At 59.0% G+C, this 20,517-nt stretch carries 22 protein-coding genes; 12 read left to right on the top strand and 10 right to left on the bottom strand.

Annotation, left to right across the window (positions count from 1 at the left end; all coding sequences use genetic code 11):
• Positions 1-18 precede the first annotated feature (18 nt).
• The 4 genes from ACP15S_RS07495 to gluQRS all read left to right on the top strand — a co-directional run bounded on the left by ACP15S_RS07495 (position 19) and on the right by gluQRS (position 3,773).
• Positions 19-804, top strand: coding sequence for an enoyl-CoA hydratase (locus ACP15S_RS07495; RefSeq protein ID WP_425038946.1), 786 nt, complete (start codon positions 19-21; stop codon positions 802-804).
• 40 nt (positions 805-844) lie between these two features.
• Positions 845-2,200, top strand: a complete 1,356-nt coding sequence (gene trmFO / locus ACP15S_RS07490; RefSeq protein ID WP_425038945.1) for a methylenetetrahydrofolate--tRNA-(uracil(54)-C(5))-methyltransferase (FADH(2)-oxidizing) TrmFO — start codon at positions 845-847, stop codon at positions 2,198-2,200.
• Between the two features lie 116 nt (positions 2,201-2,316).
• Positions 2,317-2,937, top strand: coding sequence for a class I SAM-dependent DNA methyltransferase (locus ACP15S_RS07485; protein ID WP_425038944.1), 621 nt, complete (start codon positions 2,317-2,319; stop codon positions 2,935-2,937).
• Positions 2,934-3,773, top strand: a complete 840-nt coding sequence (gene gluQRS, locus ACP15S_RS07480; RefSeq protein WP_425038943.1) for a tRNA glutamyl-Q(34) synthetase GluQRS — start codon at positions 2,934-2,936, stop codon at positions 3,771-3,773. The genes ACP15S_RS07485 and gluQRS overlap by 4 nt, the downstream gene beginning before the upstream one ends.
• A gap of 53 nt (positions 3,774-3,826) precedes the next feature.
• Here the strand turns inward: gluQRS and hisI are convergent, their stop codons facing one another.
• The gene (hisI, locus tag ACP15S_RS07475; RefSeq protein WP_425038942.1) at positions 3,827-4,180 is read right to left on the bottom strand and encodes a phosphoribosyl-AMP cyclohydrolase; all 354 of its coding nucleotides are present in this window, start codon (positions 4,178-4,180) and stop codon (positions 3,827-3,829) included.
• Between the two features lie 68 nt (positions 4,181-4,248).
• Between hisI and ACP15S_RS07470 the strand changes: the two genes are divergently transcribed.
• Positions 4,249-4,695 carry an iron-sulfur cluster assembly scaffold protein gene (locus ACP15S_RS07470; protein WP_425038941.1) on the top strand — a complete coding sequence of 149 codons (447 nt, stop codon included), beginning with the start codon at positions 4,249-4,251 and terminating at the stop codon, positions 4,693-4,695.
• A gap of 166 nt (positions 4,696-4,861) precedes the next feature.
• Here ACP15S_RS07470 and ACP15S_RS07465 read toward each other — a convergent pair whose 3' ends face one another.
• The 5 genes from ACP15S_RS07465 to ACP15S_RS07445 all read right to left on the bottom strand — a co-directional run bounded on the left by ACP15S_RS07465 (position 4,862) and on the right by ACP15S_RS07445 (position 10,460).
• The gene (locus ACP15S_RS07465) at positions 4,862-5,020 is read right to left on the bottom strand and encodes a hypothetical protein (protein WP_425038940.1); all 159 of its coding nucleotides are present in this window, start codon (positions 5,018-5,020) and stop codon (positions 4,862-4,864) included.
• A 72-nt stretch (positions 5,021-5,092) separates the two neighbouring features.
• On the bottom strand, positions 5,093-7,183 hold the full coding sequence (gene recG, locus ACP15S_RS07460; RefSeq protein ID WP_425038939.1) for an ATP-dependent DNA helicase RecG: 2,091 nt from the start codon (positions 7,181-7,183) through the stop codon (positions 5,093-5,095).
• The gene (gene ligA / locus ACP15S_RS07455; protein WP_425038938.1) at positions 7,180-9,306 is read right to left on the bottom strand and encodes an NAD-dependent DNA ligase LigA; all 2,127 of its coding nucleotides are present in this window, start codon (positions 9,304-9,306) and stop codon (positions 7,180-7,182) included. Before ligA ends, recG begins: the two co-directional genes overlap by 4 nt.
• Before the next feature lie 58 nt (positions 9,307-9,364).
• Positions 9,365-10,078: a response regulator transcription factor CtrA gene (gene ctrA, locus ACP15S_RS07450; protein WP_425038937.1), complete on the bottom strand. Its 714-nt coding sequence runs from the start codon at positions 10,076-10,078 to the stop codon at positions 9,365-9,367.
• A gap of 103 nt (positions 10,079-10,181) precedes the next feature.
• Entirely contained in the window at positions 10,182-10,460 is a 279-nt protein-coding gene (locus ACP15S_RS07445; protein ID WP_425038936.1) for a DUF1153 domain-containing protein, read from the bottom strand.
• 128 nt (positions 10,461-10,588) lie between these two features.
• Between ACP15S_RS07445 and mnmA the strand changes: the two genes are divergently transcribed.
• Complete coding sequence (mnmA, locus tag ACP15S_RS07440) at positions 10,589-11,734, top strand: tRNA 2-thiouridine(34) synthase MnmA (protein WP_425038935.1); 1,146 nt, start codon at positions 10,589-10,591, stop codon at positions 11,732-11,734.
• 3 nt (positions 11,735-11,737) lie between these two features.
• Here mnmA and ACP15S_RS07435 read toward each other — a convergent pair whose 3' ends face one another.
• Entirely contained in the window at positions 11,738-12,478 is a 741-nt protein-coding gene (locus ACP15S_RS07435; protein ID WP_425038934.1) for a heme-dependent oxidative N-demethylase family protein, read from the bottom strand.
• A 152-nt stretch (positions 12,479-12,630) separates the two neighbouring features.
• Here ACP15S_RS07435 and dddP point away from each other — a divergent pair, with 152 nt between their 5' ends.
• Entirely contained in the window at positions 12,631-13,971 is a 1,341-nt protein-coding gene (gene dddP, locus ACP15S_RS07430; RefSeq protein ID WP_425038933.1) for a dimethylsulfonioproprionate lyase DddP, read from the top strand.
• A gap of 42 nt (positions 13,972-14,013) precedes the next feature.
• Here dddP and ACP15S_RS07425 read toward each other — a convergent pair whose 3' ends face one another.
• Positions 14,014-14,907, bottom strand: coding sequence for an endonuclease/exonuclease/phosphatase family protein (locus ACP15S_RS07425; protein ID WP_425038932.1), 894 nt, complete (start codon positions 14,905-14,907; stop codon positions 14,014-14,016).
• Positions 14,908-15,076: 169 nt separating this feature from the next.
• Between ACP15S_RS07425 and ACP15S_RS07420 the strand changes: the two genes are divergently transcribed.
• Positions 15,077-16,288, top strand: a complete 1,212-nt coding sequence (locus ACP15S_RS07420) for an alpha/beta fold hydrolase (RefSeq protein ID WP_425038931.1) — start codon at positions 15,077-15,079, stop codon at positions 16,286-16,288.
• Between the two features lie 9 nt (positions 16,289-16,297).
• On the opposite strand, the gene ACP15S_RS07415 is transcribed toward ACP15S_RS07420, so the two are convergent.
• Together ACP15S_RS07415 and ACP15S_RS07410 are read right to left on the bottom strand one after the other, a co-directional pair.
• Positions 16,298-16,708 (bottom strand): DUF6314 family protein, encoded by a 411-nt coding sequence (locus ACP15S_RS07415; protein ID WP_425038930.1) that lies wholly within the window; start codon positions 16,706-16,708, stop codon positions 16,298-16,300.
• Positions 16,705-17,037, bottom strand: a complete 333-nt coding sequence (locus ACP15S_RS07410; RefSeq protein WP_425038929.1) for a hypothetical protein — start codon at positions 17,035-17,037, stop codon at positions 16,705-16,707. The genes ACP15S_RS07415 and ACP15S_RS07410 overlap by 4 nt, the downstream gene beginning before the upstream one ends.
• Before the next feature lie 73 nt (positions 17,038-17,110).
• On the opposite strand from ACP15S_RS07410, the gene purB reads away from it, so the two are divergent.
• The 4 genes from purB to ACP15S_RS07390 all read left to right on the top strand — a co-directional run bounded on the left by purB (position 17,111) and on the right by ACP15S_RS07390 (position 20,484).
• Complete coding sequence (gene purB / locus ACP15S_RS07405) at positions 17,111-18,421, top strand: adenylosuccinate lyase (protein ID WP_425038928.1); 1,311 nt, start codon at positions 17,111-17,113, stop codon at positions 18,419-18,421.
• A 166-nt stretch (positions 18,422-18,587) separates the two neighbouring features.
• On the top strand, positions 18,588-18,752 hold the full coding sequence (locus ACP15S_RS07400) for a hypothetical protein (protein ID WP_425038927.1): 165 nt from the start codon (positions 18,588-18,590) through the stop codon (positions 18,750-18,752).
• A gap of 60 nt (positions 18,753-18,812) precedes the next feature.
• Positions 18,813-19,343 carry a tetratricopeptide repeat protein gene (locus ACP15S_RS07395; RefSeq protein ID WP_425038926.1) on the top strand — a complete coding sequence of 177 codons (531 nt, stop codon included), beginning with the start codon at positions 18,813-18,815 and terminating at the stop codon, positions 19,341-19,343.
• 61 nt (positions 19,344-19,404) lie between these two features.
• Complete coding sequence (locus tag ACP15S_RS07390; RefSeq protein ID WP_425038925.1) at positions 19,405-20,484, top strand: flagellar motor switch protein FliG; 1,080 nt, start codon at positions 19,405-19,407, stop codon at positions 20,482-20,484.
• Positions 20,485-20,517: the final 33 nt, after the last annotated feature.

Here is a 20,517-nt window from a genome sequence, read left to right as displayed (position 1 = left end):
AAATCACGGGAGAACAAGATGGCACTTCTGGAACGTCACGACGCAGGCGGCATCGCGCATCTGCATATGAATGCCCCTGAGCGGCTCAATGCGCTCTCCGATGAAATGCTGGCCGCGTTTCAGGAACAGATTGATGCGCTTGGTGCCGATCGCGACACGCGGGTGGTTGTGATTTCCGGCGCAGGCAAGGCCTTTTGCGCGGGTCATGACCTGAAACAGATGCAGGCAGGCCGACAAGCCGAAGATGGCGGCAGCGCGTATTTTGCCGATCTGTTTGAGCGCTGCGCCTCGGTCATGACAGGGCTCACGCGCCTGCCGCAACCCGTCATCACGCAAGTGCACGGCATTGCTACGGCGGCAGGCTGCCAAATGGTGGCGTCCTCCGATCTGGCCGTTGCGGCGCAGGGGACGCGGTTTGGCGTAAACGGCGTGAATATCGGCCTCTTCTGTTCGACCCCCATGGTGGCCCTGTCGCGCAATATTCCACGCAAGCGCGCCTTTGAGCTGCTGACGACGGGCAGTTTCATGGAGGCGGAGGAAGCCCGTGAGGTGGGGCTGATCAACCGCGTGGTCCCGCCTGAAGATCTTGCCGCGCAGACACAGGATTTGGCTGAGACCATCGCGGCCAAACTCGGCGCGGCCGTGCGCATCGGCAAGGAAGCCTTCTACCGTCAGGCAGAGATGGATCTCGATGCCGCCTATGCCTACACCGGGCAAGTCATGGTTGAAAACATGGCGCTCAGCGACACCGATGAAGGGATAAACGCCTTTTTGGAGAAACGCCCGCCCAACTGGCAAGCGTGAGCCCTTTTCAACGCGGCCCCGCGCCGCTATCTGGCACATCATGACACAGACATTGCATATCATCGGCGGCGGCATGGCCGGGAGCGAAGCAGCCTGGCAAGCGGCCAATATGGGCGTTGACGTTGTCCTGCATGAGATGCGGCCGAAGGTCGAGACCTTTGCCCATCAAACCGGATTGCTGGGCGAAATGGTGTGCTCCAATTCCTTCCGCTCCGACGATGATGAGCAAAACGCGGTTGGTCTGTTGCATTGGGAAATGCGCGCGGCGGGCGGGCTGATCATGTCCATGGGTGACACACACAGGCTGCCCGCAGGTGGCGCGCTTGCGGTGGATCGCGAGGCCTTCGCGCAAGGTGTGACGGACAAGATCATGGCCCATCCTCGCATTAGCGTCGAATATGGCGAGATCTCTGCGCTGCCCTCAGACGGGCATTGGATCATCGCGACGGGCCCCCTCACCTCCGGTGCGCTGGCCCAGGCCATTCAGGCGGAAACAGGATCTGAATCGCTTGCCTTCTTCGATGCCATTGCGCCCATTATCTATGCCGAGAGCATCGACATGTCGAAGGCATGGATGCAATCGCGGTATGACAAGGGCGAGACCGAGGAAGAGCGCACCGCCTATCTCAATTGCCCGATGGATCGCGACCAATACGAGGCCTTCATTGACGCGCTTCTGGCGGCAGACAAGACCGAGTTCAAAGAAGGCGAAACGGCGGGGTATTTCGACGGCTGCCTGCCCATCGAGGTCATGGCGGAGCGTGGCCGCGAGACCCTGCGCCACGGGCCCATGAAACCAGTTGGGCTGACCAACCCGCATCAGCCGGATGTCAAAGCCCATGCCGTCGTCCAGCTGCGCCGCGACAACGCGCTTGGCACATTGTTCAACATTGTGGGCTTTCAGACCAAGATGAAATACGGCGCGCAGACGGAGGTCTTGCGCATGATCCCGGGGCTGGAGGAGGCACGCTTTGCGCGGTTGGGCGGCATTCATCGCAACACGTTTCTCAACTCGCCGACGCTACTGGATGATCAGATGCGCCTGAAATCGAGGCCCCATATTCGCTTCGCAGGCCAGATCACTGGTGTTGAGGGATATGTCGAGAGTGCGGCCATGGGCCTTCTCGCAGGCCGCATGGCGGCGGCGGACATCCTGGGGCAACATCTGCCTGATGTGCCACAGGACAGCGCCATGGGGGCGCTCATCCACCACATTACAGGCGGTGCGGACGCCAAGACGTTTCAGCCCATGAATGTCAATTTCGGCCTCTTCCGACCGGTCGATGGCCTCAAAGGCGGTCGGCGCGGGCGCAAGGATCGCTACAAGGCCTATACAGATCGCGCCAAGGCTGCCTGGACCGCGTGGCTTGGCGCATCGGCACTGGACGCGGCATAAGCCTGAGCGCTAAAGCATGTCGACGGAAACCTGATACAGTGAGCTTCACGAAAAAGCAGTTGCTTGGCCGTGTTTTCTTGATCCATGTTTTTCGCGAAGTGCTATAGGACGGTGATATGACCGAAAAAGATGTGCTCAAACCCCAGCTATGGACAGAACGCCCCGTAGAGGAGACGATCGAGGTCTATACCGATTGGGCGGACAGGTATGACGCGGACGTGACCGCGCGCGGGTATCATACGCCCAAGCGGATCGCAGCCGCGCTAGTGCCTTTTCTGGACGCGCAAGACGCGCGCCCGGTTCTGGATTTCGGATGTGGCACAGGCATTTCGGGCGCCGCCCTGCGCGAGATCGGCATCGAGAATGTGCATGGGACCGACATTACCGCGATGATGCTCGACAAGGCCGCGCCAAAACGCATCTACAAGAAGCTCTGGCTCAGCCCGCCCGGCGCACTCGAGGTGCGTGTCGGTCAATACAAGGCTGTGGTGGCCACCGGTGTTGTCAGTCTGGGCGCAGCCCCGCCGGAGACCATGGATATCCTGATGGCCGCGCTGAACGCGGGCGACTATCTCGCCATGTCATTCAACGATCCCACGCTGGAACACGGCGGCTATGACGCGCGGCTCGCTCAACATATCGAGGAAGGTGCGGTCGAGCAGGTCTTTCGCGAACATGGGCCTCACCTGGACGATACTGATATGCACTCTGACGTTTTGGTGCTGCGCCGGCTGTGATCACGCGGTTCGCGCCCTCGCCCACGGGCCCGCTGCACCTGGGCCATGCCTATTCGGCTCTTCTGGCCCATGATATGGCCCGTGCCGCAGGCGGTCGCTTCCTGCTCCGTATCGATGATCTCGATGCCTCACGCAGCCGCCCCCATTGGGAAACACAAATCTACGATGATCTCGCTTGGCTTGGCCTGACGTGGGACAATCCCCCCATTTGCCAATCCCAGCGTTTTGCGCATTACACATCGATGATCGTGCAACTGCATGGGCAAACGGCTGCGGTCTATCCGTGTTCGTGCAAACGACGGGACATTCAGGCCGCCGCTTCTGCACCGCAGGAAGGTGTTGCACAATTTGGCCCAGACGGGCCGATCTACCCCGGAACCTGCCGGGCCCGTGCCATGCAGAGCCGCCAACCCACCGATGCGCTGCGGCTGAATCTCGACAAGCTGAATGGGATTAATCCCACGACCTTTAAAGAGCTGGGCCCATTGCATGCGGGGAGCCACAGCGTCTCTCTGGCAGCCATGCGCACATTGGTGGGTGATCCGGTTCTTGCGCGGGCCAATATGGCCGCGTCCTACAATCTCGCCATTGTTTTCGATGATGCGATGGACGGTGTGACCCATGTGATCCGGGGTGCGGATCTCTTTGAAGCCACGCATGTGCAGGTTTTCCTGCAATCCTTGCTTGGGTATGAGACGCCGCTCTACCTTCATCACGACCTCATCCGGGATGAGGCGGGCAAACGCCTTGCCAAACGAGATGATGCGCGGGCCATTGCGACGTATCGCGCCGAGGGCAAAACTCCTCAGGATATCCGCGCCATGGTTGGCCTGTGAGCCCTGTCTGTGAGCCCCGTCCGTTCGAGCGCGCGACTGAGACTGGCTAGGGGCTAGACCATCGGCGCCATCAACTCCTCTTCGCCATCCAGAACCGAGGTGTAAAAGCATGACCTGCGATTGGTGTGGCAGGCAGGCCCTTCCTGCTCCACAATCGCGAGCAGGCAATCCCGATCACAATCCACGCGCAGATCAATGAGTCGCTGGCTATGTCCACTGCTCTCGCCCTTGATCCAGAACGCCTGCCGCGACCGACTCCAATAGGTGACCTTGCGTGTCGCAAGCGTTTGCGCCACAGCCTCCGCGTTCATCCATGCCATCATCAAGACCTCACCGGCCTCGGATTGGGCAATCGCGGGGATCAGGCCCGCCTCATTATAGACCAAAGTCGCAGGATCGAAGCGCATCGTGAGTTTTCCTTTGGCAGGACGCGTGACCAGTCCTATCTAGGGGAGAGCACGTTCGAGGAAAAGACATGGCCGAGACCGATCTGATCAAACTTTACTCCGCCCGCATTCTGGCTCTGGCCGCGGATATCCCGCATCAAGGCCAGCTGGAGGCACCCCAGGCCCGCGTCAAAAAACGCTCGCCTCTGTGCGGCTCGGCCGTGACGGTGGATGTCAGCATGCGAGAGGGCCGCATTGCGGAGTTCGCGCAAGACGTCAAAGCCTGCGCGCTTGGCCAATCGGCCGCTGCCGTGCTGGGCGGCGCCGTGATCGGGCGGACACCGGCGGAAATTCATGCGTTGCGGGATGCCCTGCGCGCCATGCTGAAATCCGGGGGTCCCGTACCCGATGCGCCGTTTGACGGCTATGAGGTGTTGGAGCCCGCGCGCGATTACAAAAACCGTCACGCGTCGATTTTGCTCGCGGTTGAGGCAACTGCGGAGGCCTGTGAAGAAGCTCTCGCCAAGGCCGGCTGAGCAGACGCGTTACAAAAGAAAAAAGCCGCGCTCTGGCAGGAGCGCGGCGAGGTATGCAATCAACGGACCGGATAGGGCAAGTGAGGCAGCCCCGGGGAACAGGCAGTGTTCAGACGGTGCACGCGTGGTTGGGAATACGTGCGAGGTCCGATTGCAGGCAGAAACTCTAGAAGATCATCGGCAGGTGCAGACCGGCAACCAGGGTCACAACGAGCGCCGTTGCTCCAAGTGCATCCTCGATCAGCGTCGCGGAGTTGCGTCGGGCAGTGGAGCGGAGTGTGGCGATCATGGTGGCTACCTGTCTGTCGATGTTCTCGTTGCTCATTTGTTCTCATTTTCTTCACGATGTGTAAAGAACTTTTTAAGAACATCTGCGAACAAAATGCACGCCGATTCGCTAACCCACTGAAATCAAACGAATCGATTCGTCTTGTCGCATGAGCCAGAGCAAATGCCGAACGGCTTCGCCGCGGGTTGTGTCCAACGTGGGATCTTTCGAGAGCAGGTTTCGTGCATCGGATTGTGCCAGCGCCATCAAACCGGGCTGACCTTCCAGATCAGCCACGCGGAAGCGCGGCAAGCCGGATTGCGCTGTCCCGATCATGTCGCCCGCGCCGCGCATTTCCAGATCGACCTCCGAGATGCGAAAACCGTCCTCGGTCTCGCGCAGGGTTTCCAATCTCTTTTGCCCGCTCTCGCCCAGGGGTGCCTTGTAAAGCAACATACACGTCGACGCCTGGTCGCCCCGCCCCACGCGGCCGCGCAACTGATGCAATTGAGCAAGGCCGAAGGTCTCTGCCCGCTCAATGATCATGATCGTCGCGTTGGGCACGTTCACACCTACTTCGATCACGGTGGTGGCCACCAGCACCGAAGTCTCGCCCGCTTGAAAGGCCGCCATGGCCGCGTCTTTTTCCGCGGGCGGCATCTGTCCATGAACAAGACCGACCCGCCCTTCACCCAGAACGGCGCGCAGATGTTTGAACCGTTCCTCCGCCGCCGTCAGATCACTGACCTCGCTTTCATCGACGAGGGGGCAAACCCAATAGGCCTGCCGCCCCTCCTCAGCGGAGGCGCGCAACCGAGCAACAAGGTGGTCCATCTTGTCAATTGAGAGCAATGCCGTTTGGATCGGTTTGCGTCCAGGTGGCTTCTCATCAAGGATCGAGACGTCCATATCGCCATATTGCGCGAGCGCAAGTGAGCGTGGGATCGGCGTTGCCGTCATCACCAAGACATCCACCGCCTGCCCTTTCTCGCCCAAAGCCAGACGCTGGCGCACGCCGAACCGATGCTGCTCATCGACAATGGCAAGCCTTAAGTCCGCGAAGATTACATCGTTCTGAAAGACAGCATGGGTGCCGACAAGGATTTGAATGTCGCCCTCCGCCAATGCGCTCAATTTGGCGCGCCGCTCAGCCCCTTTGTCGCGTCCCGTCAAAAGCTCAAGGACAACGCCCGCCTCATCGGCCAGAGGCTTGAGGCTCTCAAGATGTTGCCGTGCGAGGATCTCCGTTGGGGCCATGAGAGCGCCCTGCCCGCCCGCTTCGACCGCCACCAGAAGCGCCATGAATGCGACCAGCGTCTTGCCCGCGCCGACATCGCCTTGCAGCAAGCGGTTCATCCGCTGCGCGCGCGCCATGTCATCGGCAATCTCGTCCATGGCGCGGTCCTGCGCCCCCGTCGGGCGATAGGGCAAACCTGCCAGAACCCGAGAGCGCAGCGCTCCTGATCCTATAGTGGATATCCCGGGTTTTGCCCTTTGAGACTGACGCGCCAAGGCCATCGTGATTTGATGGGCGAAAACCTCATCATAAGCCAGCCTACGCCGCGCGGGTGCGGAGACAGCGGTTTGCTCGGTGCCTTCCGGTCGGTGCGCATTGCGCAACGCCTCCTCCCAGGTCGGCCAGTTCTCTCGCTCCAGCAACGTGGGATCAATCCACTCCGGCACATGCGGCACCCGCGACAGCACGCCTTGTGTTGCCTTGAACATCGCTTTTTGCGTGATCCCGGCTGTTAAAGGGTAAATCGGTTCAAAGGGCGGTATCGCTCCCACGTCATCCAAAGACACCACGAAATCCGGGTGTACCATTTGCAGCACATTGTCGAAGAGCTCGACCTTGCCCGATACAAGACGTTTGCTGCCCTCGGGCAGGAGTTTTTGAAGGTACTCCGAGCGGCCCCGAAACCACACGAGCTGAAACCCGATTTGACGATCTGCGACATTCACGCGGTATGTTCCCCCGCGCCGCGCAGCGGGCCGATGTGCGCCCACGGTGACTTCGACCGTCAGCGTCGCGGGCAAAACGGCCCCGTCAACCGTGTCGCACACCCGCCGGTCGATAACGCCATGGGGCAATGTGTAGAGCAAGTCGACCGGCGCGCGCACATGCAGGTTTTCGAGCGCCCTGGCAGACTTCGGCCCGATCGCTGGCAAGCTCTCCAGATCAGAAAAGAGCGGAAACAGCGCTTCAGGACGCCCCGTCATGCATCACCGATCAAGGCAAGCCATTCATCCTCGTCGAGGGTTTCAATTCCCAACTCGGCGGCTTTCTTCGCTTTTGACCCGGCCCCGGGCCCGGCTACGAGCAATGTGGTCTTGGCGGAGACCGAGCCGGACACTTTCGCGCCAAGCGCTTCAGCACGCGCCTTGGCCTCAGCCCGTGTCATCTTCTCGAGGCTGCCCGTAAATACAATCGTTTTGCCGGCCACGGGGCTATCCGATTGATAAGGCTGCTCTGCGTCGACGATCTCAAGCTCCGCGACCAGCCGGTCGATGGAGGCCCGTTCGGCCGTTTGATGGAATGTCGCGGTCAGAGCATTGGCCATGACCTCGCCCACACCGTCGACGCTCAACAGATCCTCGCGCGCCTCGCTGCCGGGCTCATGGGCTGCGATGGCTGCGGCCTCGAAAGCAGACCAGGATCCGAAATGCCGGGCCAGCAGGTTGGCCGAGGCCTCGCCGACGTGACGAATGCCCAAGGCGAAAATGAACCTGCCCAGTGGGATTTCTCGTTTTTCATCAATTGCCTGCCAAAGCTTCTTGACGCTTTTTTCACCCCAGCCATCGCGGTTTTCCAAACGGGCCAAACCTTCCGCATTCCGGCGTTGCATGGTGAAGATATCAGCGGGCTCACGAACAGGGAGATGCGTGTCGTGATAAAATGCCTCGATCTGCTTTGCGCCGAGACCTTCGATGTCAAAAGCGCCTCGGGAGACGAAATGCTTCAGCTTTTCAACCGCTTGCGCAGGGCAGATCAAGCCACCGGTGCAACGGCGCACCGCGTCTCCGGCTTCCCGCACGGCGTCCGAGCCGCATTCCGGACAGATTTGCGGGAATATGTAGGGTTCGGCAGCAACGTCACGTTTCGACAGATCTACATCCGCGACTTTCGGGATCACATCTCCTGCGCGGTAAACCTGCACCCAATCGCCGATGCGGATGTCTTTGCCGTCGCGAATGGTCTCGCCCTTGCTGTCTCGACCGGCGATGTAGTCCTCATTGTGCAAGGTGGCATTGGAGACAACCACGCCACCAACGGTTACGGGAGTGAGGCGGGCCACAGGGCTCAGCGCCCCGGTTCGCCCCACCTGAATGTCGATGCTTTCCAGCTTCGTCCACGCCAATTCCGCCGGAAATTTATGCGCAATGGCCCACCTCGGCGTCGTTGAGCGGAAGCCAAGACGGGACTGGAGGTCAAGACGGTCCACTTTGTAGACGACACCATCGATGTCATACGGCAGTGTCGCCCTTTGACGTTCGATCTCGCGGTAATGCGCGATCAGGTCTTGGGGCGAGGTGCAGCGTTTGGTGAGAGGATTGGTCGTGAAGCCCCAGATCGCGAGCTGAGAGATGGCCTCGAACTGGGTCTCGGCGAATGGCGACGAGACGTCGCCCCATGCGTAGGCAAAAAACGCGAGTGGCCGCGATCTGGTGATGTTCGCATCCAGTTGACGCAAGGATCCGGCTGCGGCGTTTCGCGGATTGGCAAAGGTCTTCAGACCGCGCGCGGCTTGTGCGCTGTTCAAAGCTTCGAAATCGGCATGCCGCATATAGACCTCGCCACGTACTTCCAGAATATCGGGTGCATTCTCAAGATGTGACGGTATATCCGAAATGGTCAGCGCATTGGCGGTCACGTTTTCGCCTGTGCTGCCGTCGCCTCGGGTGGCCGCATAGAGCAACGCGCCCTGTTCGTACCGCAATGAAAGCGAAAGGCCGTCGATTTTGGGTTCTGCGGTGAATGCGAGGCCAGAGCCATCGCCCAATCCCAGGTAGCGTTCAATTCCCTCAACGAAATCGGCTACATCCTCATCACTGAAGGCATTGCCCAACGACAGCATGCGCACGCGGTGATTGATCTTGGAGAAACCCTCGGAGACAGACGCGCCCACCTGATCGCTCGGGCTGTCTGCACGCTTTAGTGCGGGAAAGCGCGCTTCAATGGAAGCGTTTCGGCGCTTTAAAGCATCGTAATCCGCATCGCTGAGCGTCGGGGCATCCTGCGTGTGGTATTCTGTGTTGGCCTGTCCCAAAATGTCAGAAAGGCGCGCCAATTCGGCGCGCGCTTCATCTTCATTGAGATCTTCGACAGGTTTTTCCAGCGACATGTGATGCTCCCCGATTGCCCCAAGTGATAGGGCTCACTCCGGGGAGCGTCCAGTCCGATCAGGCGCTGGCCGCGATCCGGGTATTGGCTGTTTCAGGCGCCGGGTCGCGCAGAACATAGCCGCGTCCCCAAACCGTCTCGATATAGTTGTCGCCGCCTGTTGCTTTGGACAGCTTCTTGCGCAGTTTGCAGATGAAGACGTCGATGATCTTGAGTTCCGGCTCGTCCATGCCGCCATAGAGATGGTTGAGGAACATCTCTTTGGTCAGCGTCGTTCCCTTGCGAAGGCTCAACAGCTCGAGCATTTGATATTCCTTGCCCGTGAGATGGACCGGCGCGCCTCCGACTTCGACTGTTTTGGCATCCAGATTGACTTTCACCTGACCCGTTTCGATCACGGATTGTGAATGCCCTTTGGACCGTCGAATGATTGCGTGGATACGTGCAACTAGCTCTTCGCGGTGGAACGGCTTGGTCAGATAGTCATCTGCCCCGAAGCCAAACCCCTTGATCTTGCTCTCGGTGTCATCTTCACCTGTCAGGATCAGGATCGGCGTTTCGATGCGGCTCAGCCTCAACTGACGCAAAACTTCCAGACCACCCATATCCGGCAGACCAAGATCGAGCAGGATCAGGTCGTAGTCATAGAGCTTCGCAAGGTCGATGCCCTCTTCGCCAAGGTCCGTGGAATACACGTTGAGGTTGGCATGTGTCAGCATGAGCTCAATGCTCTTTGACGTGGTAGCATCGTCCTCAACCAGAAGTATGCGCATCTGTCATCTCCGCAATAAAATGAAGTCAAAAACAAATTGACCGTAAATGGTTAACGAAGGTTTACCACGTTCAAGCTTGTTTGAACAATAATCGATGCGCAACCTAAGATTGTCTGTAGCGCTGTAATGCGGTGGCTTTGAGCGCTTCTTCGCCGTGTTTGGTCACTGCGATGACCCATTCCCGGAATTCATCCGCCGAAATACTATACATCTCCTCGGCTTCTTTCTGCGAGATAAGCCCATACAACACGCCTCTGACCACTGCCGCCTTACGCGACGCAACCCATCTGCGCGTGTCTGAAGACGGCAGATCTGCACGGGTCATCGTGGATCCATCCGGCAAGGTCACGGCGCGGGGGCCGTCTACTTTCTTGAGAAACATCTGTCACCTCAACCATTACACTTTGCTCGAAAGTGCACTCACGCGACTTAACGCGACATGAAGCCAGCCCTTGAGAATACTTAGGATTTTCCTATATTCCGCGCATTCCTCCTCAAGGCAGACATACGATGGCGCTCGACAGTAAAACCGACCTCAATTCGCTTGGCTTCGCCAAATCCCCGCAGGACACGCGGGTCGTTGTTGCCATGTCGGGCGGTGTGGACAGCTCTGTTGTTGCGGCTGAACTGGCCTCTCAGGGGTATGACGTGGTGGGCATAACCTTGCAGCTCTACGATCACGGCGCGGCATTGGCCAAGAAAGGCGCCTGCTGTGCCGGGCGCGATATTCATGATGCGCGGCGCGTCGCTGAAGAGATGGATTTTCCGCATTATGTGCTTGATTACGAGAATATTTTCAAAGACGCCGTCATGGACGAATTTGCCGAGAGCTATCTCGGCGGGGCAACGCCGGTCCCTTGTATTCGGTGCAATGAGCGCGTGAAATTCAAGGATCTGCTGGAAACCGCGAAGGATCTTGATGCCGATTGCATGGCGACGGGGCATTACATTCAGCGCAAGGCGGGCCCGCACAAAGCAGAACTGCACGCCGCGGCGGACCGCGCCCGCGATCAAAGCTATTTCCTGTTTTCCACAACTCAGGAGCAGCTGGATTTCCTGCGCTTTCCCTTGGGTCACCTCGAAAGCAAAGACGAAACGCGCGCTTTGGCGGCCAAGCACGGGCTGCCTGTGGCTGACAAACCGGACAGCCAGGACATTTGTTTTGTACCGGACGGCAACTATGCCAAGGTCATTGAGAAACTGCGGCCCGGGTCGGCAGAACCCGGGGAGATCGTGCATGCTGATGGACGTGTCCTTGGGCGACATGAGGGTGTGATCCACTACACGATTGGCCAACGGCGCGGCCTGGGCATCGGCGGCCTGTCCGAACCGCTCTATGTGGTGAAGCTCGATGTCGAGACGAAGCGGGTCATTGTGGGTCCCAAGGCGCTTTTGTCGACGCGGACGATCCCGGTGCGCGAAATCAACTGGCTAGGGGATGCGCCGCTGACACCCGGTCAGGAAATCAACCTGGCCGTGAAAGTCAGATCGACCCGTCCGCCGCGCGAAGCGATCCTCAAACCGCTGGACAACGGCTTGGCTGAGGTCGAGCTCCTGGAGGCTGAGGAAGGTGTTTCGCCCGGTCAGGCCTGCGTCTTTTATGACCCCGAGAGCACGCGCGTTCTCGGGGGCGGCTGGATCTGGCGCGGCGCATAGCGGCTAGCTTGCGCAGACAGCCTCGGCCGCCACGACATAAGTGTGAATGCCAAAGACCACCGCGCGTGTGCGCGGCAATCTGAGCAGGGTTTGATGCTCTGAGCGCAAAAACGGTGCTTGAGTGGTGTCATCGATCGGGCGCGGCACATGGGCAGAGCGTGGCTGGTAGAGCGTCGCGTCCTGATACCATAGCACGTTGCGACGCCAGAGCGGCCGGCCCACTTGAACCCCGTCAAACAAGCGCTGCACCCGGGCTGCAACGGAAGTGTATTCCGGCACCGGTTCATGCACCTGCACCAAGGGTTTGCCAATCTTCTCGGACAGGCGCCAGGAGGCCGGAAAACACAAGATGGCACCAGTCAGCACATGTTCGCGCGCGCCTTCGGCCTTGGTGAGGAGACAGAAGTCTTCCTGAACCAGCGAAGCGAGGGTCATCAACGGCGCGTCCCGATCTATCTGGGTTCTGTGTCCATCAGGGCCTGTGATGCAATCGTGCTCCACGGTAAACTCAGGCCTATCCGCGAGATCGAGACGGACAAGCTCCAGCAATTCGCGCGCCGCGTCTTCCGCAGGAGGCAGCATCGCATGCACATCTTCCCATTGCTCCTGACATAATCTGCGTCGCTCACGCATTTGCGCGGCGTAAGCGTCATCGACGCGCAGCCAATCCGACGGATCCAACGGTTGGATACCGGGCAATGGTTTGTCCGCAATGTCGTAAGGGATTTTGTCCTGTAAAATCATGGACCCAGCGTGGCGCAGGCGCGCAGGAGACACAATGCGCAATCACCGCGCATTGAGACCCGGTCACTTCGCGACATCGCATCAGGTCGCAAATAGCCAAGCTTAGAGCAACAGAACGTTCCCAAATCGGGAAAAGACGACGGGAGGGCCAGATGAACACGCATTATCGCGACACGCGCAAGATTGATCCCAGCCGCGGCGCCATGCTCGGGGATAACACGCCCAATGATGCAGATCGCATCGAGATTGGCCCCACCCAGCTTGCCTTTGACGAATGGGCCGCCGCGGGATTGGAACTACCGGACTTGCAAGCCATGCGCCGCTATCGCTGGGACCGGCTGACCCGCCATGTGGTAGACCGTGATCTTGCGGGGCTCTTGGTCTTTGACCCGCTCAACATTCGCTACGCCACCGACAGCACCAACATGCAGCTGTGGAACACGCACAACCCGTTCCGGGCGGTCTTGCTCTGCGCCGATGGCTATATGGTGATCTGGGACTACAAAAACTCGCCGTTTCTATCGACGTTCAACCCGCTGGTGCGCGAACAACGCTCAGGCGCGGATCTGTTCTATTTTGACCGCGGCGACAAGGCTTCCGTGCAGGCGGATGTCTTCTCAAATGAGGTCCGTGTTTTGCTTGAAGAGCATGCCCCGGGCAACAAACGCCTGGCTGTCGACAAGATCATGCTGCATGGGCTCCGCGCCCTTGAGGCGCAGGGCTTTGACATTGTCGAAGGTGAAGAAGTCACTGAGAAGTCCCGTGCCGTCAAAGGCCCCGATGAGATCAAGGCCATGCGCTGTGCGTCGCATTCCTGCGAAACGGCCGTGCGCGCGATGGAGGATTTTGCCCGCGCCCATGTCGGGGATGGCAAAACCACCGAGGATGATATCTGGGCGGTATTGCACGCCGAGAATATCCGGCGCGGCGGCGAATGGATCGAGACGCGGCTCCTGGCCTCCGGCCCACGCACAAACCCCTGGTTTCAGGAATGCGGGCCGCGCAAACCTCAGCTCAATGAGATAATCTCCTTTGATACAGATCTCGTTGGAAGTTACGGCATCTGTGTTGATATCTCGCGCTCCTGGTGGATCGGACCGGAGGCACCGCGGCAGGACATGATTGATGCGATGAACATCAGCGTCGAACATATCCAGACCAATATGGAGATGCTCAAACCCGGCGTGAACATCGAGTGGCTCAGCCGGAATACCCACGTTTTGCCCGAGAAATACCAAAAGCAGAAATATGGCTGCCTGATGCATGGCGTGGGGCTCTGTGATGAATGGCCGCTTGTCGCCTACCCGGACAAAATGGTGCCCGGCGCGTTTGATTATGAGCTGGAGCCCGGCATGACGCTGTGCGTCGAAGCACTTGTCGGCGAAGTGGCCGGTGACTTTTCGATCAAGCTGGAGGATCAGGTGCTGATTACGGAAGACGGTTACGAAAACCTGACCAGCTACCCGTTTGATCCCCGATTATGGCGCCCGTGAGAACTGTGCTGTGCGCATTTGGAGATTGCGCCTGAGTGCCGTTTATTCGCCTCCCCTGACTGTCAGGTGGGCCACAAGCCCCCAATGATCCGAACCTCGTCCCGATACGGACACAACTGAGCCTTCGAACATCGGATCAGCAAGCACGTGGTCAATTGTAACGGGCATGCGGATTTTGGGCAGACGAAATGTCACCGGACGCGGCCCCAGCCGCTTTGTCCCTGTCGCCCGCTCCAGCCGCGTGATCGCGTGAGACCATGGGACTGTGTTGAAATCTCCCGCGAAAAGTATCGGCCCTTCCAGCTCTTCCAGATAGGGCAGGATCAGTTCCAGATGCCGATCCTGCCCGTAGGGCCACGGCCACCTGAGATGCAGCGACACGATCCAGACGGGTCCCCATTCGGTGACCACCTGCATCATCGTGACCCCCTCTTTTTCGATGCAGCGCAATTGGCCGGGGACCAAGGGGTAGCGCGAGAGCACGGCCGTTCCCCCGACAATTGAGAAATCGCAATAATGCTGAAACGGCAGGATATCTGAGAGCGACGCGCGCAGGTGTTGGTTTTGCGGGGAGACCTCCTGAAAGGTCACGACATCGGGATCAACCAATCTGACCTGTTCCAGAAAGTCGTCATTATGTATTCTCGAATGCCGAAGGTTTTGTTGATAAATCGTCAGGTCTGCTTGCACCCGCGCGGGCACCACATGATCCTCAGGCCAGGACGTCACCCAAATGACGCCCATGGCCAAAACGGCCAGCGGCCAGCGCACCCGACGCCGCCAAGGCGTCCAGATCACGAAAAGCGCAAAAAGCACCGCGAGCGGCATGCGGAAAACGGCGATACTGTCGCCCGAAGCATGCAGAGCGCCAAGATAACCCCAAAACAGCAGACACCCAAAGAAAAGGGCTCCCGCGACAGACGCCACGTTCAACATACAGGCTTGGCCTTGTTTTTCTAACTTGTCCCTGCATGCGCGATGGCTTTGTCACAAACAACACCAAACCATCGCATGCCATCACAGGCGCGAGAGGCTGTTGTCACAGTGCTAGGGAGATCGGGCAAGAGCGCTTATCGTCCTGACATCACCAAGACGAGGACCAGACATGGCCACTGAAAGACTGACATTTACCGGCCATGGCGGCGACAAACTGGCCGCGCGGCTGGACCTCCCCCGGGGGCCGCATCTGGCAACAGCGCTCTTCGCGCATTGCTTCACCTGTTCGAAGGACATCCCCGCCGCGCGCCGTATTGCTGCCCGGCTGGCATCCATGGGGATTGCCGTGTTGCGCTTTGATTTCACAGGGCTGGGGCATTCCAGCGGCGAGTTTGCCAACACAACCTTCACCTCCAACGCACAGGATCTGGTCGCCGCCGCGCAAATGCTTGAGGCGCGGGGCATGGCACCGGACTTGCTCATTGGGCACTCCCTCGGCGGTGCTGCTGTTTTGCGGGCCGCCGAAGACATTCCCAGCGCGCGTGGCGTTGTGACCTTGGGTGCTCCGTTCGATCCCGGTCATGTGACTCACAATTTCGCAGATGCCCTGCCGACGATCGCGCGCGAAGGCTCAGGCGAAGTGCAACTGGGCGGCCGCCCTGTGCGCATCGGGAGAGACTTCGTCGAGGATGTTTCCGGTGCATCGCTGACCGACCGTATCAGCGCCTTGAAGAAAGCGCTGCTTGTGTTGCACGCGCCTCTTGATGAGGTCGTTGGCATTGAAAATGCGACAAATATCTTCAGCGCCGCCAAACATCCCAAGAGCTTTGTGACGCTGGATGATGCAGATCACCTCATCTCACGCGCGGCTGATGCCGAATATGCCGCGGATGTCATATCTGCCTGGGCGACGCGCTATCTGGACCTGACCCCGCCTGCCCCGCCCCCCGGCGCACCCGAAGGCATTATCCGCGTCTCGGAGGCTGACCCGTCTGGCTTTCTGCAAGATGTGCAAAACGGCCCGGATCACCATATCCTCGCTGATGAACCCCTTGCCTATGGCGGAACCAACAAAGGCCTGTCGCCTTATGGTCTGGTCTCCTCCGGTCTGGGCGCCTGCACTTCCATGACGATCCGCATGTATGCGCGCCGCAAAGGCTGGCCGCTCGATCATGTGTCGGTCGATGTCTGCCATGACAAGGTCCATGCCCAGGACGCCAGCGGGGGTGGCGGCGACAAGATTGATGTGTTCCGCCGTCGCATCCGCTTGTCCGGCAATCTCAGCGAGGAACAGCGCACGCGCTTGTTGCAGATTGCGGATAAATGCCCTGTGCACCGCACGCTTGAGCGGGCCTCGGAAGTGGTGACAGAGCTTGTCTAGCGCGGTGCGCTATCGCGTATACAGGCTCTTCATCGTGTAATTCTTGCGCGGTCCGCGCACCCGCCAAGTTGTGTCGAATGATGCGGGCCACGCTGAAAAATCATAGATCGCGGTATAGGCATCCGGATCGCAAAAATGATAGCTCTCGCCGCCTTCCGGCGGAACGGCATGAAAGAAACGCCCATCGTCAAAGAAGACATCCAAGGGTGCGCGCCAGAGATAGCGCCGCTCCGATTTCATGGGGGCATGGCCCGGCAAGCAGAGCGTGCCTTGTTCGTGATAGATCAATTCCTGCCCGTGTGACGCCCATTCGGCAACACCATCAAACTGCGCGTCAGGGGCGTCGGCATGCAATATCTGACGCGAGAGTGTCCATCGCCCTGCGAAATCGGACAGAACGCGCACCGATGCTGTGCTCACTTTGCGTATTCGCCTTCGGTTGAGACCCGGTCCGGGCCTGTGAAGCGCAAGCGTATGCCGTCCACCTCCAGATCATAGCAGGTCCAGACATCACTTGGCGGCCAGACACTGCAATACTGTCCGCCGCGCGCCGCCCAACGTCCCTGGGCCACGCGTTCGGTGATATAGAGCGTCTCTCCCGAGGCGCTGAAGCTTTGGGTCGTATAGGCGTCATAGACAAGCGTTCGGTTGGCCAAAGCTTCCTCCACCTCCACATCGGAGGACAAACGCAGCCAATCCGCCGAGGCCATTGCCGGCAAAAGCATCAAAACAAGGACAATCCAGCGCATCTACAAACCCTTCCCTTGCCGCGCACAGGCTCCCAGTCTAAGACCACGGCGCTCAAACTGAAAGGCTGCGCCGATGATCCCCCGCTATTCCCGCCCTGATATGGTTTCCATTTGGTCCCCAGAGACCAAATTCCGGATCTGGTTCGAGATCGAAGCCCATGCCTGTGATGCGATGGCCAATCTGGGTGTGATCCCGCGTGAGAATGCCGAAGCTGTTTGGAAAGCTAAGGATGTCGAGTTTGATGTGGCGCGAATCGATGAGATTGAAGCGGTGACGAAACACGACGTCATCGCCTTTCTGACGCATCTGGCTGAGCATGTGGGCAGCGACGAGGCGCGTTTTGTGCATCAGGGCATGACCTCATCGGACGTGCTCGACACCTGTTTCAACGTGCAACTGACCCGTGCAGCTGACATTCTGATCGCAGACATCGAAGGACTGCTCGCCGCGCTCAAACGCCGTGCGCTGGAACACAAAGATACGCTCCGCGTCGGCCGTTCCCATGGCATCCATGCGGAGCCCACCACGATGGGCCTGACCTTTGCGCGGTTCTATGCGGAAATGGACCGCAACCTCTCCCGCATGCGCGATGCGCGGGCCGAGATTGCCACAGGTGCCATATCCGGCGCCGTCGGGACCTTCGCCAATATCGATCCGGCCGTGGAAGAACATGTCTGCGACCAGTTGGGCCTCGTCCCTGAGCCCATCTCGACGCAGGTTATACCGCGCGATCGTCATGCCGCATTCTTCGCGACCCTTGGCGTCATCGCCTCTTCAATCGAGAACATCGCCACGGAAATCCGCCATATGCAGCGCACGGAAGTGCTTGAAGGCGCGGAGTTTTTCTCCATGGGCCAGAAGGGCTCCTCTGCGATGCCGCATAAGAAAAACCCCGTGTTGACGGAAAATCTGACGGGTCTGGCGCGACTGGTGCGCTCGGCCGTGGTTCCTGCGATGGAAAACGTCACCCTTTGGCATGAGCGTGATATTTCGCATTCTTCCGTTGAACGTATGGTCGGCCCGGACGCGACAATCACGCTTGATTTCGCGCTTGCCCGGCTGACGGGCGTGATCGACAAGATGCTGATCTTCCCCGAGAACATGCTCGAGAATATGAACAAGTTCCCCGGCCTTGTGATGAGCCAGCGTGTTTTGCTGGCCCTGACCCAAGCCGGGGTCAGCCGCGAAGATGCCTATGCCATGGTGCAACGCAATGCGTTGAAAGTCTGGGAAGAGCGTACGGATTTCAAGGCGGAGCTGCTGGCAGACAAGGACGTTGTCGCAGCCCTTGGCGAAGCGCAGATCGAAGAGAAATTTGACATGGGCTATCACACCAAACACGTGGACACGATTTTTGCCCGCGTGTTTGGTGAGGACAACTGATGTTTCGTTTTAATCTGGGTGTTCAGGCGCTCCGATACGCACTGAGAGCAGAGGCATGCTCATAAAATAGACATTTATGATCTCCCTTTTGGACAAATGGCAAAGGCGTGCTACCGTTGCGTCAGGCTCAGGTATCCTCCGGAGCCGTTCGAAAGGGAGAGACCCTATGATCAAGACCTTTCTCACTGCCGCTGCATTGACTGTGTTGCCCGGGCTCGCGCTCGCAATGGGCTGCTCGTCGGGGCACAAGGAAGATATGGCCATGTCCTGCGCAGATGGCATGAGCTATGATTCCCAAACCGGCAAATGTGTTCAGCAAGTCACAGGCTGACAGGTTCCGAGCCCCGCTGAGGGCTCGGATTCATCTAACACCCCACATTGGAGGGATTTTATGCGCCACATCGCATTCGCGCTGTGCCTGATGCCACATGCGCTCTGGGCCGCAGGCTCCGGCGACAGCACACCGCCCACCCCAACGCAGACGACAAAAACCTGCGCCGCCGGGCTCGTTTGGGATGCCAAAACGTCCACCTGTGTGGCGCCGCAAGACAGCCGTCTCGATGACGACACCCGCTATGACGCGGTTCGCGAATTGGCATACGCTGGCAAGATTGACGCCGCGCAGCGTGTGCTGTCGAGCATGAGCGATCAGCAAGAGGTTCGGGTCCTGACCTATTGGGGCTTCACATATGGGCGGAGCGGTCAATATGAGAAAAGCCTCGCAGCTTACGGCGCCGCCCTTCAAAAAGATCCCGACAGTTTGTTAACGCGCTCGTATATGGGACAGGCCTATGTCGCGATGGGCGCAATGGCGCGCGCACAAGAACAACTTCATGAAATCCGCGCCCGAGGCGGTGCGGGCACCTGGCCTGCAACCGCCTTGTCCCATGCCATCCGGTCCGGTAAAGGTTATAGTTACTGACTTAGGCAAGTGTTTACCCTTCTAACGTAGATCACGAAGGGTAAACACTTGGAGTTCAGGGATGACTGATCTGACGCCTATTATGGGGGCATCCGGTGCGCCCGTTGCATCGGGTACTGTCGGGCAATCGAAAGCGCAGAAGCTTACTCGGAAGCAGAAAGCGGCCATCATCGTGCGCCTGTTGGCAAATGAGGGCGCCGACGTGCCGTTGTTGCAACTCGAAGATGATCTGCAGCTGGCCCTCACGCAGCAAATGGGCAAAATGCGCTATGTGGATCGCTCGACATTGGCAGATGTCGTGGCGGAATTTGCCAATGAGCTGGATTCAATCGGATTGGCCTTCCCAGGGGGATTGGCGGGCGCTTTGTCGGCGCTCGATGGTAAAATTTCCCCCCAGACCGCTGCGCGTCTGCGCAAGGAAGCGGGCGTGCGTCAAGCGGGCGATCCGTGGGAGCGGATTCGCAAGCTGCCCCCCGAACGCCTGAAAGAATTTGTTACAAACGAGGCGACGGAAATTTCGGCCGTGCTGCTCTCGAAAATCGACACCGGCAAGGCTGCGGAGCTTTTGTCCATGCTCCCGGGTCCCGAAGCCCGACGTATAACCTATGCCGTTTCACAGACCAAATCTGTCACTCCGGATGCCGTGGATCGCATTGGCGTCAGCCTTGCGTCGCAGCTGGACAAGGATCCCATTCCGGCCTTCGAAGTGGAGCCGACCAAACGGGTCGGAGACATTCTGAATTTCTCTCCCTCGGATACGCGCGAAAGCCTTTTGACTGAGCTGGAAGAGGAAGATCAAGAATTTGCCGCCGAAGTGCGCAAACTCATGTTCACGTTCCCTGACATTCCAGAGCGCGTGGCGCCGCTGGACGCGGGCACCATCCTACGTGAAGCCGATCAGGCTGATGTGATCACCGCTCTGACCTATGCAAACGCGAATGGCATGGAAAATGTCGTTTCCCATCTGCTCGACAATATTTCCAAGCGCTTGGCCGAAGGCATGCGGGACGAAATGAATGGGCGCGGGAAGATCAAAGCCAAAGAAGGCGAAGCAGCCATGAACAGCGTGGTTCAGGTGATCCGCAGGCTGGAAGCTGATGGTGTCCTCGCTCTGGTGTTGGCGGAAGAAGACGCCGAGTAATATCTCGGCCGGATATGCTCCTGTCCGCGCAAG

Origin of the sequence: Primorskyibacter sp. S187A (assembly GCF_049800955.1) — a bacterium.
GTDB lineage: Bacteria > Pseudomonadota > Alphaproteobacteria > Rhodobacterales > Rhodobacteraceae > JAKVBH01.
The sequence above is the reverse complement of the archived record's forward strand: the minus strand, read 5'-3'. Positions and strand labels throughout refer to the sequence as shown.